At 72.8% G+C, this 12,784-nt stretch carries 10 protein-coding genes; 6 read left to right on the top strand and 4 right to left on the bottom strand.

Annotated elements, in window-relative coordinates:
* Positions 1 to 61: 61 nt before the first annotated feature.
* The 3 genes from ACIBUY_RS01575 to ACIBUY_RS01585 are packed head-to-tail and all read left to right on the top strand — an operon-like array spanning position 62 to position 5,938.
* Positions 62 to 862 (top strand): HlyD family efflux transporter periplasmic adaptor subunit, encoded by an 801-nt coding sequence (locus ACIBUY_RS01575; RefSeq protein WP_365573965.1) that lies wholly within the window; start codon positions 62 to 64, stop codon positions 860 to 862.
* The gene (locus tag ACIBUY_RS01580) at positions 859 to 3,096 is read left to right on the top strand and encodes an NHLP family bacteriocin export ABC transporter peptidase/permease/ATPase subunit (protein ID WP_399151374.1); all 2,238 of its coding nucleotides are present in this window, start codon (positions 859 to 861) and stop codon (positions 3,094 to 3,096) included. Before ACIBUY_RS01575 ends, ACIBUY_RS01580 begins: the two co-directional genes overlap by 4 nt.
* Position 3,097: 1 nt before the next feature.
* Positions 3,098 to 5,938, top strand: coding sequence for an NHLP bacteriocin export ABC transporter permease/ATPase subunit (locus tag ACIBUY_RS01585; RefSeq protein WP_399151375.1), 2,841 nt, complete (start codon positions 3,098 to 3,100; stop codon positions 5,936 to 5,938).
* A 17-nt stretch (positions 5,939 to 5,955) separates the two neighbouring features.
* Here ACIBUY_RS01585 and ACIBUY_RS01590 read toward each other — a convergent pair whose 3' ends face one another.
* The 4 genes from ACIBUY_RS01590 to ACIBUY_RS01605 all read right to left on the bottom strand — a co-directional run bounded on the left by ACIBUY_RS01590 (position 5,956) and on the right by ACIBUY_RS01605 (position 9,120).
* Positions 5,956 to 6,582, bottom strand: coding sequence for a response regulator (locus tag ACIBUY_RS01590; protein ID WP_399151376.1), 627 nt, complete (start codon positions 6,580 to 6,582; stop codon positions 5,956 to 5,958).
* A 136-nt stretch (positions 6,583 to 6,718) separates the two neighbouring features.
* Positions 6,719 to 7,843 carry a sensor histidine kinase gene (locus ACIBUY_RS01595; RefSeq protein ID WP_365573977.1) on the bottom strand — a complete coding sequence of 375 codons (1,125 nt, stop codon included), beginning with the start codon at positions 7,841 to 7,843 and terminating at the stop codon, positions 6,719 to 6,721.
* Between the two features lie 41 nt (positions 7,844 to 7,884).
* Entirely contained in the window at positions 7,885 to 8,352 is a 468-nt protein-coding gene (locus ACIBUY_RS01600) for a hypothetical protein (protein ID WP_365573980.1), read from the bottom strand.
* A 69-nt stretch (positions 8,353 to 8,421) separates the two neighbouring features.
* Positions 8,422 to 9,120 carry a GntR family transcriptional regulator gene (locus ACIBUY_RS01605; protein ID WP_365573983.1) on the bottom strand — a complete coding sequence of 233 codons (699 nt, stop codon included), beginning with the start codon at positions 9,118 to 9,120 and terminating at the stop codon, positions 8,422 to 8,424.
* Between the two features lie 196 nt (positions 9,121 to 9,316).
* Between ACIBUY_RS01605 and ACIBUY_RS01610 the strand changes: the two genes are divergently transcribed.
* From ACIBUY_RS01610 to ACIBUY_RS01620, 3 genes are read left to right on the top strand one after another with little or no spacing between them, the layout of a single operon-like run.
* Positions 9,317 to 10,651: an MFS transporter gene (locus ACIBUY_RS01610; RefSeq protein ID WP_365573986.1), complete on the top strand. Its 1,335-nt coding sequence runs from the start codon at positions 9,317 to 9,319 to the stop codon at positions 10,649 to 10,651.
* Entirely contained in the window at positions 10,648 to 11,811 is a 1,164-nt protein-coding gene (locus ACIBUY_RS01615) for a GAF domain-containing protein (protein ID WP_399151377.1), read from the top strand. Before ACIBUY_RS01610 ends, ACIBUY_RS01615 begins: the two co-directional genes overlap by 4 nt.
* A gap of 15 nt (positions 11,812 to 11,826) precedes the next feature.
* Positions 11,827 to 12,732: a polysaccharide deacetylase gene (locus tag ACIBUY_RS01620; RefSeq protein ID WP_399151378.1), complete on the top strand. Its 906-nt coding sequence runs from the start codon at positions 11,827 to 11,829 to the stop codon at positions 12,730 to 12,732.
* Positions 12,733 to 12,784: the final 52 nt, after the last annotated feature.

Below are 12,784 nucleotides of genomic sequence, written 5' to 3' on the forward strand. Positions count from 1 at the left end.
CCTTCGGGCGTGGTGTGTGCGGGCCGGTGCCCGCTCCTGAGCAACGTAAGGGAAACTCCCCGTGCAGTTCCGCCAACAGGCCCTGAGCAAACTGCAGTCGCCGGAGGAGCTCGATCTCCCGGTGCGGCTCGCGCGGCCGCAGGGGCTGCTCGTCCTCGCGGTGACCGTCGTGGTGATGGCCGCCGCGAGCGTGTGGGCCGTGACCGGTTCGGTGTCCTCGACGCTGAAGGCCGGCGGCATCCTCACCTACGGACAGGGCAGTTACGTCCTGCAGACTCCGGTCACCGGTCAGGTCACCGGCCTGTACGTGAAGGAGGGACAGCGGGTGCGCGCCGACGCACCGCTGCTCAAGGTCCGTACGCAGCAAGGGGACTCGGTCGTGCGGGCCATCGACGCCGGGCGGGTCTCGGCGCTCGTGGCGCGGATCGGATCGGTGGTCACCACGGGCGCGGACGTCGCGACGGTGGAGCGGACCGCCTCCGCGCACGATCCGCTGCTCGCCGTGCTGTACGTGCCCGCGACCGGCGCGGGGAACGTCCCGGCGGGGGCCTCGGTGGATCTCACGGTGCCCGCGGCCCAGCAGTACGGGGTGCTGCGCGGCACGGTGAAGGCGGTGGGGCGGGCCCCGCAGACCCGGCGGCAGGTCGCCGACCTCCTCGGGGACGGGGAGCTGGCCGCCCGGTTCGCCGACGACGGCACGCGGGTGCCGGTCATCGTGAAGCTCGTCAAGTCGCCCCGGGGGACGTCGGGTTACGCCTGGTCGAGCGGCGACGGGCCGCCGTACTCCCTGACCTCCATGACGCTCGCGTCCGGCGCCGTGCACCTCGCCGCGCAGCGCCCGATCGACTGGCTGCTGCCGTGAGCGCGCCCACGCACGCCTCGCTGCCGCCCGCGGGCCGCCGCCCCGACCGCCGTCGCGCCCGGCCCGCTCCGCCGCCGAAGCGCCGCAGGACGGTCCGTACGCCGACCGTGCTGCAGATGGAGGCCGTCGAGTGCGGCGCCGCGGCGTTGGCGATGGTCCTCGCGCACCACGGACGGCACGTCCCGCTGGAGGAGTTGCGCATCGCGTGCGGCGTCTCCCGGGACGGCTCGCGCGCCAGCAACCTCCTGAAGGCGGCGCGCAGTTACGGCATGACCGCCAAGGGCATGCAGATGGAGGCGGACGCGCTCGCCGAGGTCCAGGGGCCCGCGATCCTGTTCTGGGAGTTCAACCACTACGTCGTCTACGACGGCACGGGCCGCCGGTTCGGGCGGCGCGGCGTGCACATCAACGACCCGGACAAGGGCCGCCGGTTCGTGGCCATGGAGGACTTCGACACCAGCTTCACGGGTGTCGTGCTGGTCCTCGAGCCGGGCGACGACTTCCGAACGGGCGGGCGCCGACCCGGAGTTCTGAAGGCGCTGCCCGGGCGGCTGCGCGGCACCACCGGCACGATGGTGGCCGCGCTGCTCGCGAGCCTGCTGCTCGTGGGGGTGGGCGCGGCGGTGCCCGCGCTCAGCCGGACGTACATCGATCTGTTCCTGATAGGTGATCAGACGTCCTTGCTGGGTGCGCTGTTCGCGTCGATGGGCGCGATGGTGGCGCTGACCGGTGTGCTCACCTGGCTGCAGCAGGCGAATCTGCTGCGCGGCCGCATCATCTCCTCGACGCTGAGCAGCGCCCGCTTCTTCGGGCATCTGCTGCGCCTGCCCGTCACGTTCTTCGCGCAGCGCAGCCCGGCCGATCTGGTGCAGCGGCTCCAGTCGAACGACGCGGTCGCCGAGACGCTGGCCCGCGATCTGACGGCGGCCGGGGTCGACGGCATCGTGGTGCTGCTGTACGCGGCGCTGCTGTGGACGTACGACCCGCAGCTGACGCTGGTCGGCGTCGGCATCGCGCTGCTGAACGTGGTGGCGATGCGGATCGTCGTACGGCTGCGGGCCACGCGCACGCAGAAGCTGCGGGCGGACACGGCGCGGCTGACCAACACCTCGTACACCGGGCTGCAGTTGATCGAGACGATGAAGGCGACCGGCGGGGAGGACGGGTACTTCCGGCGGTGGGCGGGGCAGCACGCGACGACGCTCGAGGAGCAGCAGCGGCTCGGCGTGCCGAGCGCCTGGCTCGGCATCGTCGCGCCGACGCTCGCCACCCTCAACAGCGCGCTGATCCTGTGGATCGGCGGACTGCGGGCCGTCGAGGGGCATCTGTCGGTGGGACTGCTGGTCGCGTTCCAGGCCCTCGTCACCCGCTTCACCGCGCCGATCACCCGCCTCAACGGGGTCGCGGGTCGCGTGCAGGACTTCGCCGCCGACGTCGCGCGGCTCAAGGACGTGGAGAACTTCCCCGTCGACACGCTCTACGCACGCCCGGAGACGGTGCACAGCACGCGCCGGATGAAGGGCCACGTCGAACTGCAGGAGATCACCTTCGGCTACAGCCCGCTGGACAAGCCGCTCCTGACGGGCTTCTCGCTGACGGTCGGACCCGGGCAGCAGGTCGCCCTCGTGGGCGGCTCCGGCAGCGGCAAGTCGACGGTGTCCAGGCTGATTTCGGGCCTGTACGCGCCGTGGGAGGGCGTCATCCGGATCGACGGGACGCGCCTGGACGACATCCCGCGCGGGGCGCTCGCCGCGTCCGTGTCCTTCGTCGACCAGGACGTGTTCCTCTTCGAGGGCACGGTCCGCGACAACGTGGCGCTGTGGGACCCGTCGATCCCGGACGAGGCGGTCGCGGACGCGCTGCGCGACGCGTGCCTGTACGACGTGGTGGCGCGCCGCCCCGGCGGGCTGCACGGTCGCGTCGAGCAGGACGGCCGCAACTTCTCCGGCGGCCAGCGTCAACGCCTGGAGATCGCACGGGCGTTGGTGCGCCGGCCGAGCATCCTCGTGCTCGACGAGGTGACGAGCGCGCTCGACGCCGAGACCGAGCAGGTGGTCATGGACAACATCCGGCGGCGCGGCTGCGCGTGCGTGGTGATCGCGCACCGGCTGAGCACGGTCCGCGACAGCGACGAGATCGTGGTGCTCGACCACGGCCAGGTCGTCGAACGGGGCCGTCACGAGCATCTGGTGGCGGCCGGGGGGCCGTACGCCGAGCTGGTCAGGGAGCACTGAAATGACGTACACACAACCGGAGTCCACGTCGTCGGACCAGGTCGTGGCGGCGTTCGGCGGGCTCGGCTCGCCCGTCGACTGCGCGGGCCTGCGCAGCCTGCCGCTGGAGGGGCCGCAGGTGCTGTGGCTCGTGGTGGGCGGCGCGCTCGACCTGTTCGCCGTGGACGTGTACGCGCAGGGGCACTGGCACTTCCTGGGCCGCCTCGAGCCGGGCACGCTGCTGCTCGGCCCGGTCGAGGGCACGCAACACACGCTCGTGGGGCGGCCGTTGACGGGGTGTGCGGTGCGCCGGGTGCCGCTGCGGGAGCTGCCGTACACGCCGCCCGCGCACGACGGCACGTACGACATGGCGTGGAGCCTGCTGGAGGAGGCGTTCGCGCTCGGCGTCGGGCGGGGGCAGCGGGTGCTCTTCGAGGCGCCGCTCGACGGCCGGTCCCCGAACGACGGGTTCGACGGGTTCGACGGCGACGACGGTGACGAGGGGGTGCTGTGGCCCCAACTCGCCCCGGGCAGTGTCCAGTACGGGTCCGCCTACGCCGCCGACGCGGCCGCCGATCTCCTGGTGGACGGTGCGCTGTGGCAGCGGATGGTGCACCAGCAGTACCGGCTCCTTTCGACGCTCGACCGCTGGATCGAGCGCGTCGAGAGCGCCCACGAGGACCGTGCGGCGGCCGGGATCCGGGCCGGGGAGGCGGTCCGCGAGCAGGCCGACCGGGCGCTGCTCGCCTCGATCGCCCCGAGCGGACCGCAGCGGCGCCGCGGGGACGGGTCGCGGGCCGGGGCCGACGCCACGTACGCCGCGTGCAGGCTGGTGGCGGGCGCCTGCGGCATCCGGCTGGTGGAGCCGGGCCGCGGCGGTGCGGTCAGCGACCGGATCGACCCGGTCGAGCGGATCGCGGTCGCCTCACGCATCCGCACCCGCCCGGTGCGTCTGGCCGGCGACTGGTGGCGGCAGGACACGGGCCCGCTGGTGGGCTTCCGGGCCGCGTCCGGGGCGCCGGTCGCACTGCTGTGGCGGCGCGGCGGCTACGAGGCGGTGCACGGCTCGGGCGAGCGGCGCACCCGCGTCGACGAGGACACCGCGGAGGACTACGAGGAGCGGGCGGTGATGCTCTACCGGCCGCTGCCCGAGGGCGAGTTGACGCCTGGCCGGCTGATGCGGTTCGGGCTGCGCACGGCGGCCGGTGACGTGCGCAGGCTGCTCCTTGCGGGGCTCGTGACGGTGGGCCTCGGCGCCCTCGTGCCGATCGCGACGGGCCAGGTCCTCGGCACGTACGTGCCGAACGCGCAGACGAGTCTGATCACGCAGGTGTCGCTCGCGGTGGTCGTCACGAGTGTCGTGTCCGCGGCTTTCATGCTGTTGCAGAACATGACCGTGCTGCGGGTCGAGGGCCGCGTGGAGAGTGTGCTCCAACCAGCCGTCTGGGACCGGCTGTTGAGACTGCCGACGCGGTTCTTCGCGGTGCGCTCGACCGGTGAGCTCGCGAGCGCGGCGATGGGGATCAGCGCGATCCGCAGACTGCTGTCCGGGGTGGGCCCGGTCGTCGTGCAGTCGCTGACGATCGGCGCGATGAACCTCGTCCTGCTCCTCGTGTACAGCGTGCCGCTCGCGCTCGCGGCGCTCGGCATGCTGGTGCTCGTGGCGGCGGTCTTCCTCACGCTCGGGCTGTGGGAACTGCGCTGGCAGCGACGCCTCGTGGAGCTCGGCAACAAGCTCAACAACAAGGCGTTCCAGACGCTGCGCGGGCTGCCGAAACTGCGGGTCGCGGGGGCGGAGAGCTTCGCGTACGCCGCGTGGGCGAAGGAGTTCGCGCGCAGCCGGGAGCTGCAGCGCCGGGCGGGCCGCATCAAGAACGTGACGACGGTCCTCAACTCGGTCTATCTGCCGCTGTGTTCCCTGGTGATGTTCATGCTGCTGGCAGGTCCCGCGCGCGGGAGCCTGTCGGCGGCGGCGTTCCTCACCTTCAACACGGCGGTGACGATGCTCCTGACGTCCGTGACGCAGCTGACGGGCGCGCTGATCTCGGCGGCGGCGGTGCTGCCCATGTACGAGCAGATCAAGCCGGTGCTCGACGCGGAGCCCGAGGTGCGGGAGGCGGCGACCCAACCCGGGGAGCTCTCCGGCGCGTTGGAGGCCCGCGGCCTGTCCTTCCGCTACACCGACGACGGCCCGCTGGTCCTCGACGACGTGTCGCTGTCGATCAGGCCCGGCGAGTTCGTGGCGGTGGTCGGCGAGAGCGGCTGCGGCAAGTCGACGCTGCTGCGGCTGCTCATCGGTTTCGACGGCCCGACGTCCGGCCACGTCCTGTACGACGGCCAGGACCTCTCGGCGCTCGACCAGGCGGCGGTGCGCCGCCAGTGCGGGGTCGTCCTGCAGAACGCCCAGCCGCTGACCGGGTCGATCCTCGACTGCATCTGCGGCGCCGAGGCGTTCTCGCAGGAGGAGGCGATGGCGGCGGCCGAGATGGCGGGGCTCGCCGAGGACATCAAGCGGATGCCGATGGGGCTGCACACGATGATCGCGGGCGGCGGCGCGATTTCCGGCGGCCAGCGCCAGCGCCTGATGATCGCGCAGGCGCTGATCCGGCGGCCGCGCCTGCTGTTCTTCGACGAGGCGACGAGCGCCCTGGACAACGAGACGCAGCGCATCGTCATCGACAGCACGCGGGCGCTGCGGGCGACGCGGGTCGTCATCGCGCACCGCCTGTCGACCGTGCTCGACGCGGACCGGGTGATCGTGATGTCGGGCGGCCGCGTCGTCCAACAGGGCACGCCCACCGAGCTGTTGGCGGACACGCAGGGGCGGCTGCACGAGCTGGTGCGACGGCAGATGGCGCACTGACACAGCCGGGGCGCTTCTTACAACCAGCCCCGCTCGTCCGCGACCCGCAGTGCCTCCATGCGATTGCGCGCGCCTGTCTTGGAGATCACCGAGGACAGGTAGTTGCGGACCGTCCCCTCGGAGAGGAACAGGGCCCCGGCGATGTCCGCGACCGAGCCGCCCGCGCGGGCCGCGTCGAGGACGTCCCGTTCGCGTGCGGTCAGCGGTGAGTCGCCGGCGGCCAGGGTCGCCGCGGCCAGCTCGGGGTCGACGACGCGCTCGCCGCGCACGACCCGGCGGACGGCGTCGGCCAGCGCCTCCGGGGGCGCGTCCTTGACCACGAACCCGACGGCCCCCGCGGCCATCGCCCGGCGCAGATAGCCGGCCCGGCCGAACGTGGTGAGGATGACGACCCGGCACTCGGGCAGCGCGGCCGTCAGTGCGGCCGCCGCGGCGATCCCGTCGGCGCCCGGCATCTCGATGTCCAGGAGCGCGACGTCGGGCCGGTGGGCGCGGGCCGCGGCCAGCACCTTGTCGCCGCTGTCGACGGCGGCCACGACCTCGAAGTCGTCCTCCAGGTCGAGCAGCGCGGACAGGGCACCGCGGATCAGATCCTGGTCGTCGGCGAGCAGCAGCCGGATCGGCGGGTTCGGCCCGGTCGTCATCGTGTGCCACCTTGCTCGTCGGGTCGGCGCACGGCAGGCCCGCGCCCCGCGTGATCCTGTCGCCGCCCGCACATCGAGGGCGCCCAGAACACCATCACCGTGTGCCGCCCCGGGCCCGGCGGGAAGCAGGTCCCCGTCACCGCACGCCGCCCCTCGCCCGAGCCGCGACGGACACCCGCAGGCGCCAGCCCCGCGGTCGCACCGGTCCCGCCTCCACCGTGCCCCCGGCCGCCGCCGCCCGCTCCCGCAGGCCGGTCAACCCGTTCCCTGCAGCAGCGGTCCCACCGCGGCCGTCGTCGCTGATCTCGACCGAGGCAGCCGTCAGTTCGATCGTGCAGTGGGCGGCCCGCGCGTGGCGCACGACGTTGGTCAGGCCCTCGCGTACGGCCCAGCCGAACAGCTCCTGATGGGCCGGGGCGACCGCGTCCGTCGCCGTCGGCAGCCGGGCCGTGATCCCCGCGGCCCGCAACAGCTCGCGCCCGCGGGCGAGTTCACCGGCCAGCGTCACCTCGCGGTAGCCGGTGACCGCGGCGCGCACCTGCGTGAGGACCTGCCGGGACAGCTGCTCGACCTCGGTGATCTCGTCGACGGCGCGCGCGGATCCCGCGGCGGCCAGTTTGCGGGCGAGGCCGCTCTTCACGGTGATGACGGTCAGCGAGTGGCCGAGCAGGTCGTGCAGGTCGCGGGCGATGCGGTCGCGCTCCGTCTGCCGGGCGAGCCGGGCGACCTCGGCCCGCGCCTCGACCAGAGCCTCGTTCTGCTGGGCGATCTCCCCGAACGCGTACACGGTCAGGGCGGTGAACACGAGCGCGACGGCCTCCATCCAGGCGGGCCCGGTGTGCCAGGGCCGGACGGCCCACGGCACGACGACGGCGGCCAGCGCGCCGCCTCCGATGAGCACGGCGGCGTAGCGGCGTCGGCGCAGTGCGGCGAACGAGACGATCACGGTGCACAGGAAGAAGGCGAACTCGTGGGCGAACGGCAGCGCCGCGAGGAAGAGCGCGGTCAGGATCAGGAAGGGGAGGCTCGGGTGTCGGACCCGGCCGCGTCCCACGGCCACCGTCCCCACGACGTAGCAGACGCCGAACGCGGCGACGACGAGCCAGCCCGCCCAGCGCGCGGCGCCGGACGAGTACTGGGCGACGCCGACCATGGTGACGGCGGGGTAGGCGAGCATCCCGGCGGCCAGCGCCATCCGCCGCCAGCCTTCGGACCAGCGCTGCGGATCGCGGCTCGCCGCCGGTGTGCCCCGCATCTCCATGGCGGGCACGCTAACACCGGCCCCCGCCGGCAGGTCCGGGGTCACGCCGAGCGGAACAGGGCGCGTACGTCCCGGCCGTTGACGTCGATCACGACGGCGAGCAGCAGCATGCCGCAGACGGCCTGTTCGAGGCGCAGCCACACGGGGAAGAGGCCGGGCAGCGCCACGATGACGGCGACGGCCACCGTCATCGCGGCCGTGACGATGCGCAGCCGGCGGTAGGCGCCGCGCGAGCCGCGGGCGGCCACGGCGGCGAACCGGTACGTGAAGACCGCGCTCCCGGCGACGATGACGGTGCGGGTCCACACCGCGTCGTCGACGACGCCCGCGTGGTGACGGAGCAGGACGACGGCGACGAGGGTCGCGGCGCTGAGGGCCAGGTAGCAGCCGATGAGGCGCTTCGCGGTACGCAGGGCGAGGAGTGTCGGCTGCGGGGACTGCGTCGCGTACGGGTTCGCGTTCGGGTTCGGGTTCGAGTTCGGGTTCGCGTTCGCGTTCGTGGAAGTCATGCCGTCATGGTCGGCTCGGCGGCACGGTGCCCGGCAGTGAGTTCGCCCATGAGCCACCCATGACATATGTCAGGGTTCGCGGCCGGACCCCGAAGCCTCCGCGGGAGCCGGCGGCGGCTCCGTGTCGAACAGGACCCGGACCGCCACCTCCCGGTAGTGGCGCACGTGGTGCAGCGCCCGGTCGGCGGCCAGCTCCACGTCGCGGGCGGCGATCGCCTCGTACAGCGAGCGGTGCTCCTCCCACACCGCCTGCGGGTCGTCGACCTGCTGGAAGAGCCAGCGCATCCGGCCTTCGAGGGGTTGCAGGGTGGCGGCGAGGAGGGTGTTGCCCGCGATCTCGACGATGTGGTGGTGGAAGGCCGTGTTGGCGCGGGAGATGCGGTCGGGCCTGCCGGTGCGGGTGGCCTTGTCGGCGCTGGCCAACAGCCGTCCGAGCGCGTCGATCCGGGGCTTCTCCGCGCGTTCGGTGGCGCGGCGCACGGCCAGCACCTCCAGGGCCTCGCGCAGGTCGAACAGGTCGAGCACGTCCTGGAACGCGAGCTGCTTGACGACGATCTTGCGTGCGGAGACGGCCTCCAGGAAGCCCTCGCTGAGCAGCGCCCGGATCGCCTCGCGCACGGGGATGCGGGACACCCCGAACTCCTCGGCCACGTCGCGCTCCAACAGCCGGTCCCCCGGCCGGAGTTGACCGGCGATGATCCGGTCCCGGATCCCCTCGCAGACCTGGTCGCGCAGCCAGCCCGCCTCGCCGGAACCCGCTTGTGCCATGTTTCCTCCCCGTCAATGAACGCTCACGGTATACCAACGCCTTGACGCGGGGCACTCCCGTCAGCATCCTTTGGTATGCCATAGCGCTGAACATGCACGTCACAAGCTTCTCCATCTGTCCGCTCGGCCGCTGCCCACGGCCTTGCGCAGCATGCCCTTCCGCAGCTCGTCCCCCTGCCGAACAGAGGGTGTTGACATGTCGTCAGCCAATCCGGCCCCCGCCACCGAGGCGGCCGCAGCACACGAGAGCGCCCCCAAGTCCCCGCCCACCCGCACCCGTTGGAAGGTCTTCCTGCTCCTCCTCGGGATCGTCACGCTCAACTACATCGACCGCGGCTCCGTGTCCGTGGCCCTGCCCCTCATCACCGCGGACCTGCACCTGTCCAAGGAGGTCACGGGGTTCGTCCTCAGCGCGTTCTTCTGGACGTACGCGCTGATGCAACTGCCCAGCGGCCGGCTCATCGACCGGTTCGGTCCGCGCCGGATGGCGGGCGGTGCCTGCGTCGGCTGGGGCGCCGCGACCGCCCTGACCGCGGCGGCCGGCGGCGTCGGGTCCCTCCTCGCGGCGCGGCTCGCGCTCGGCGCGGTCGAGGCCCCGGTGATGCCGGCCGGCGGCAAGCTCAACGCGCACTGGCTGCCCGCGAAGGAGCGCGGGCGCGGCGCGGTACTGATGGACGGCGGCGCACCGCTCGGCTCGGCGCTCGGCGGCATCGCGATCTCCGGCCTCATCGCATGGACCGGCAGCTGGCGCATCAGCTTCGTCGTCGCCGGGGCGGTCACGGTCGCCGTCGGCTTCCTGGCCCTGCGGTTCCTGCGCGACACCCCGCGCGAGCACCCCGGCGTGAACGAGGCCGAGGCCGCCGCCATCGAGCGGGCGCACGCCGCCGAGGACGCCGCGGCCCCGGGCGAGGACCGCCCGGCGAAGCTGCGCGGCTACCTCACGTACCGCTCGTTCTGGGGCATGTGCCTGGGCTGGATGGGCTTCAACGGCGTCTTCTACGGCCTGCTCACCTGGGGTCCGCTGTACCTCTCCGAGTCCAAGGGCTTCGACATCAAGTCGATCGGCTGGTCCACGCTCGTCATCTTCGGCGCCGGGTTCGTCGGCGAGCTGACCGGCGGCTGGCTCGCCGACCACTGGCGCTCACGCGGCGCGGGCGCCAACACCGTGCTGCGCACCCTGATGGGCGTCGCGGGCACGGCCGTGATGGCGGGCCTGCTCGGCGTCGTCCTGGTGCCGGACCCCATGACGGCGGTCGCCCTGCTCTCCGTCGTCCTGTTCTTCCTGCGCTGGGCGGGCCTGTACTGGGCGCTGCCCTCCACGCTCGGCGGGCGCGCCAACGCCGGTGTGGTCGGCGCCGCCATGAACCTGTCGGGCAACGTCGCCGGGATGGTCACGCCCGTCGCGGTCGGCTTCATCGTCGGCGCCACCGGCTCGTACACCTGGGCGCTGCTCTATTTCGTCGGCGCGGGCGCCCTGTTCACCGCCGCGTCCCTGGTCATCGACTACTCGAGGAGGCTCGTCGTCCGATGAACGATCACCGTCCGCTGCGCGTGGGGATGCTCACGCCGTCGTCCAACACCTGCCTGGAGCCCGTGACGTACGGGCTGCTCCAGGGCTCGGCGGCCCTGGCCACCGCGCACTTCGCGCGGGTACCGGTCACCCGGATCGCCCTGGACACCGGCAGCGACGCCCAGTTCGGCCGGGAGCCGATGCTCGCGGCGGCCCGGCAGCTCGCCGACGCCAAGGTCGACGTCCTTGTGTGGAACGGGACTTCGGGCTCCTGGCTCGGCGTCGAGCGGGACCGCGCCCTGGCCGACGCGCTCACCGCGGAGACCGGCATCCCGGCCACCACGTCGACCCTCGCGCTGCTCGACGCGTGCGCCGCGTACGGGGTGACCCGGCTCGGGCTCGCGCTGCCCTACACCCGTGACGTGGCCGACGCGATCGTGACGACGTACGCGAAGGAGGGCGTCGACTGCGTCCTCGCGGAGCCCTTCGGCGAGGACGACAACGAGTCGTTCGCCCGGATCCCGGCCGCGGACGTGGCCCGGCAGATCGAGGCGGCGGCCGCCGACGGGGTGCACGCCGTGGCCGTCGTGTGCACGAACGTGCACGGCGCCTTCGAGGCCGACCGGCTCGAACGCGCCCTGGACGTCCCGGTGTTCGACTCGGTGACGGCCACGCTGTGGCGCGCGCTCGACCTGGCAGGGGCGCGGCCCTCGTGGCCCGGGCACGGGCAGTTGCTGCGCGACGGCAGCCTGCGCGCCCGCGTCCAGGCGGTCCTCGGCGAACTGCTGCGGGCGACGGGCGCGGACCGTACGACGTTCCGCGTCGACCTGCCGGACCACGCGCTGCACGTGGACCTCACCGCGGGCGAGGCGCTGCGCCCCGGCGTGCGGTCCATCCGCCGTGACGCCTCGCTCGACCAGCGGCGGCTGAACACGGTCGCGTGGCTGGAGGCCGAGCGCCGCCCGCTGGTGCAGCCGCACTTCCGCGACGCGCCGCATCCGCCGCAGGCCCTGACCGACGTGTACGGCGTGCGCGCCCAGATGTTGTCGCCCGTGCAGTCCGGTGGTGCGCTCACCGGCTGGCTCTCCGTGCACAGCACGCGCGAGCGCGACTGGACGGCCGCCGACCGGCGGGCCCTCGCCCTGGCCACCGAGGCCCTCACCGCTCAACTCCCCCGCTAGAAGGAGCAGTTCCCCATGCGCAAGAACATCCAGATAGCCCTCGGCGTCGACGTCGACGCGGTCGCCGGCTGGCTCGGCAGCTACGGCGGCGAGGACTCCCCCAACGACATCCAGCGCGGCGTCTTCGCGGGCGAGATCGGCACCCCGCGCCTGCTGAAGCTCTTCGAGCGGTACGGGATCCGCACGAGCTGGTTCATCCCGGGCCACTCCATCGAGACGTTCCCCGAGCAGACCCGGATGGTCGTGGAGGCGGGCCACGAGGTCGGCGCGCACGGCTACTCGCACGAGAACCCCATCGCGATGTCGCCCCAGCAGGAGGAGGACGTCCTCGCCAAGTCGGTCGAACTGATCGAGGAGTTCACCGGCCGCAGGCCCAAGGGGTACGTCGCCCCGTGGTGGGAGATGTCCGAGGCGACGGCCGGGCTGCTGCACACGTACGGCTTCTCCTACGACCATTCGCAGAACTACCGGGACTTCACCCCGTTCTACGCCCGCGTCGGCGACTCCTGGACGAAGATCGACTACACGGCCGAGGCGAAGGACTGGATGCGGCCGCTCGTGCACGGCCACGAGGTCGACCTCGTGGAGTTCTGCGGCAACTGGTACGTCGACGACCTGCCGCCGATGATGTTCAACAAGCACTCCCACAACAGCCACGGCTACGTCTCGCCGCGCGCCCTGGAGCAGGACTGGAAGGACCAGTTCGACTGGGTGCACCGGGAGTTGGAGTACGCCGTGATCCCGGTGACGCTGCACCCCGACGTGTCAGGACGGCCGCAGGTGCTGCTCATGCTGGAGCGCTTCATCGAGTACGTCTCCGGGCACGAGGGCGTCTCGTTCGTGACCCTGGAGGACGCGGCCGACGAGTTCCGCCGCCGCTTCCCCTTCGAGGGCACCGAACGCCCCGCCGACATGCGCTGACCTTTTACACCGCGGCAATCGAGGGCGCCCCACCGGAAACGCGGGGCGCCCT

The organism is Streptomyces sp. NPDC050085, assembly GCF_044460595.1.
Lineage (GTDB): Bacteria > Actinomycetota > Actinomycetes > Streptomycetales > Streptomycetaceae > Streptomyces.

Bases quoted from the DNA above. Each gene is read 5' to 3' on its own strand.
- ACIBUY_RS01590 (WP_399151376.1), bottom strand. From the start codon at position 6,582: ATGACGACCGGGCCGAACCCGCCGATCCGGCTGCTGCTCGCCGACGAC.
- ACIBUY_RS01610 (WP_365573986.1), top strand. From the start codon at position 9,317: ATGTCGTCAGCCAATCCGGCCCCCGCCACCGAGGCGGCCGCAGCACAC.
- ACIBUY_RS01620 (WP_399151378.1), top strand. From the start codon at position 11,827: ATGCGCAAGAACATCCAGATAGCCCTCGGCGTCGACGTCGACGCGGTC.
- ACIBUY_RS01595 (WP_365573977.1), bottom strand. From the start codon at position 7,843: ATGGAGATGCGGGGCACACCGGCGGCGAGCCGCGATCCGCAGCGCTGG.
- ACIBUY_RS01600 (WP_365573980.1), bottom strand. From the start codon at position 8,352: ATGACTTCCACGAACGCGAACGCGAACCCGAACTCGAACCCGAACCCG.
- ACIBUY_RS01615 (WP_399151377.1), top strand. From the start codon at position 10,648: ATGAACGATCACCGTCCGCTGCGCGTGGGGATGCTCACGCCGTCGTCC.
- ACIBUY_RS01585 (WP_399151375.1), top strand. From the start codon at position 3,098: ATGACGTACACACAACCGGAGTCCACGTCGTCGGACCAGGTCGTGGCG.
- ACIBUY_RS01605 (WP_365573983.1), bottom strand. From the start codon at position 9,120: ATGGCACAAGCGGGTTCCGGCGAGGCGGGCTGGCTGCGCGACCAGGTC.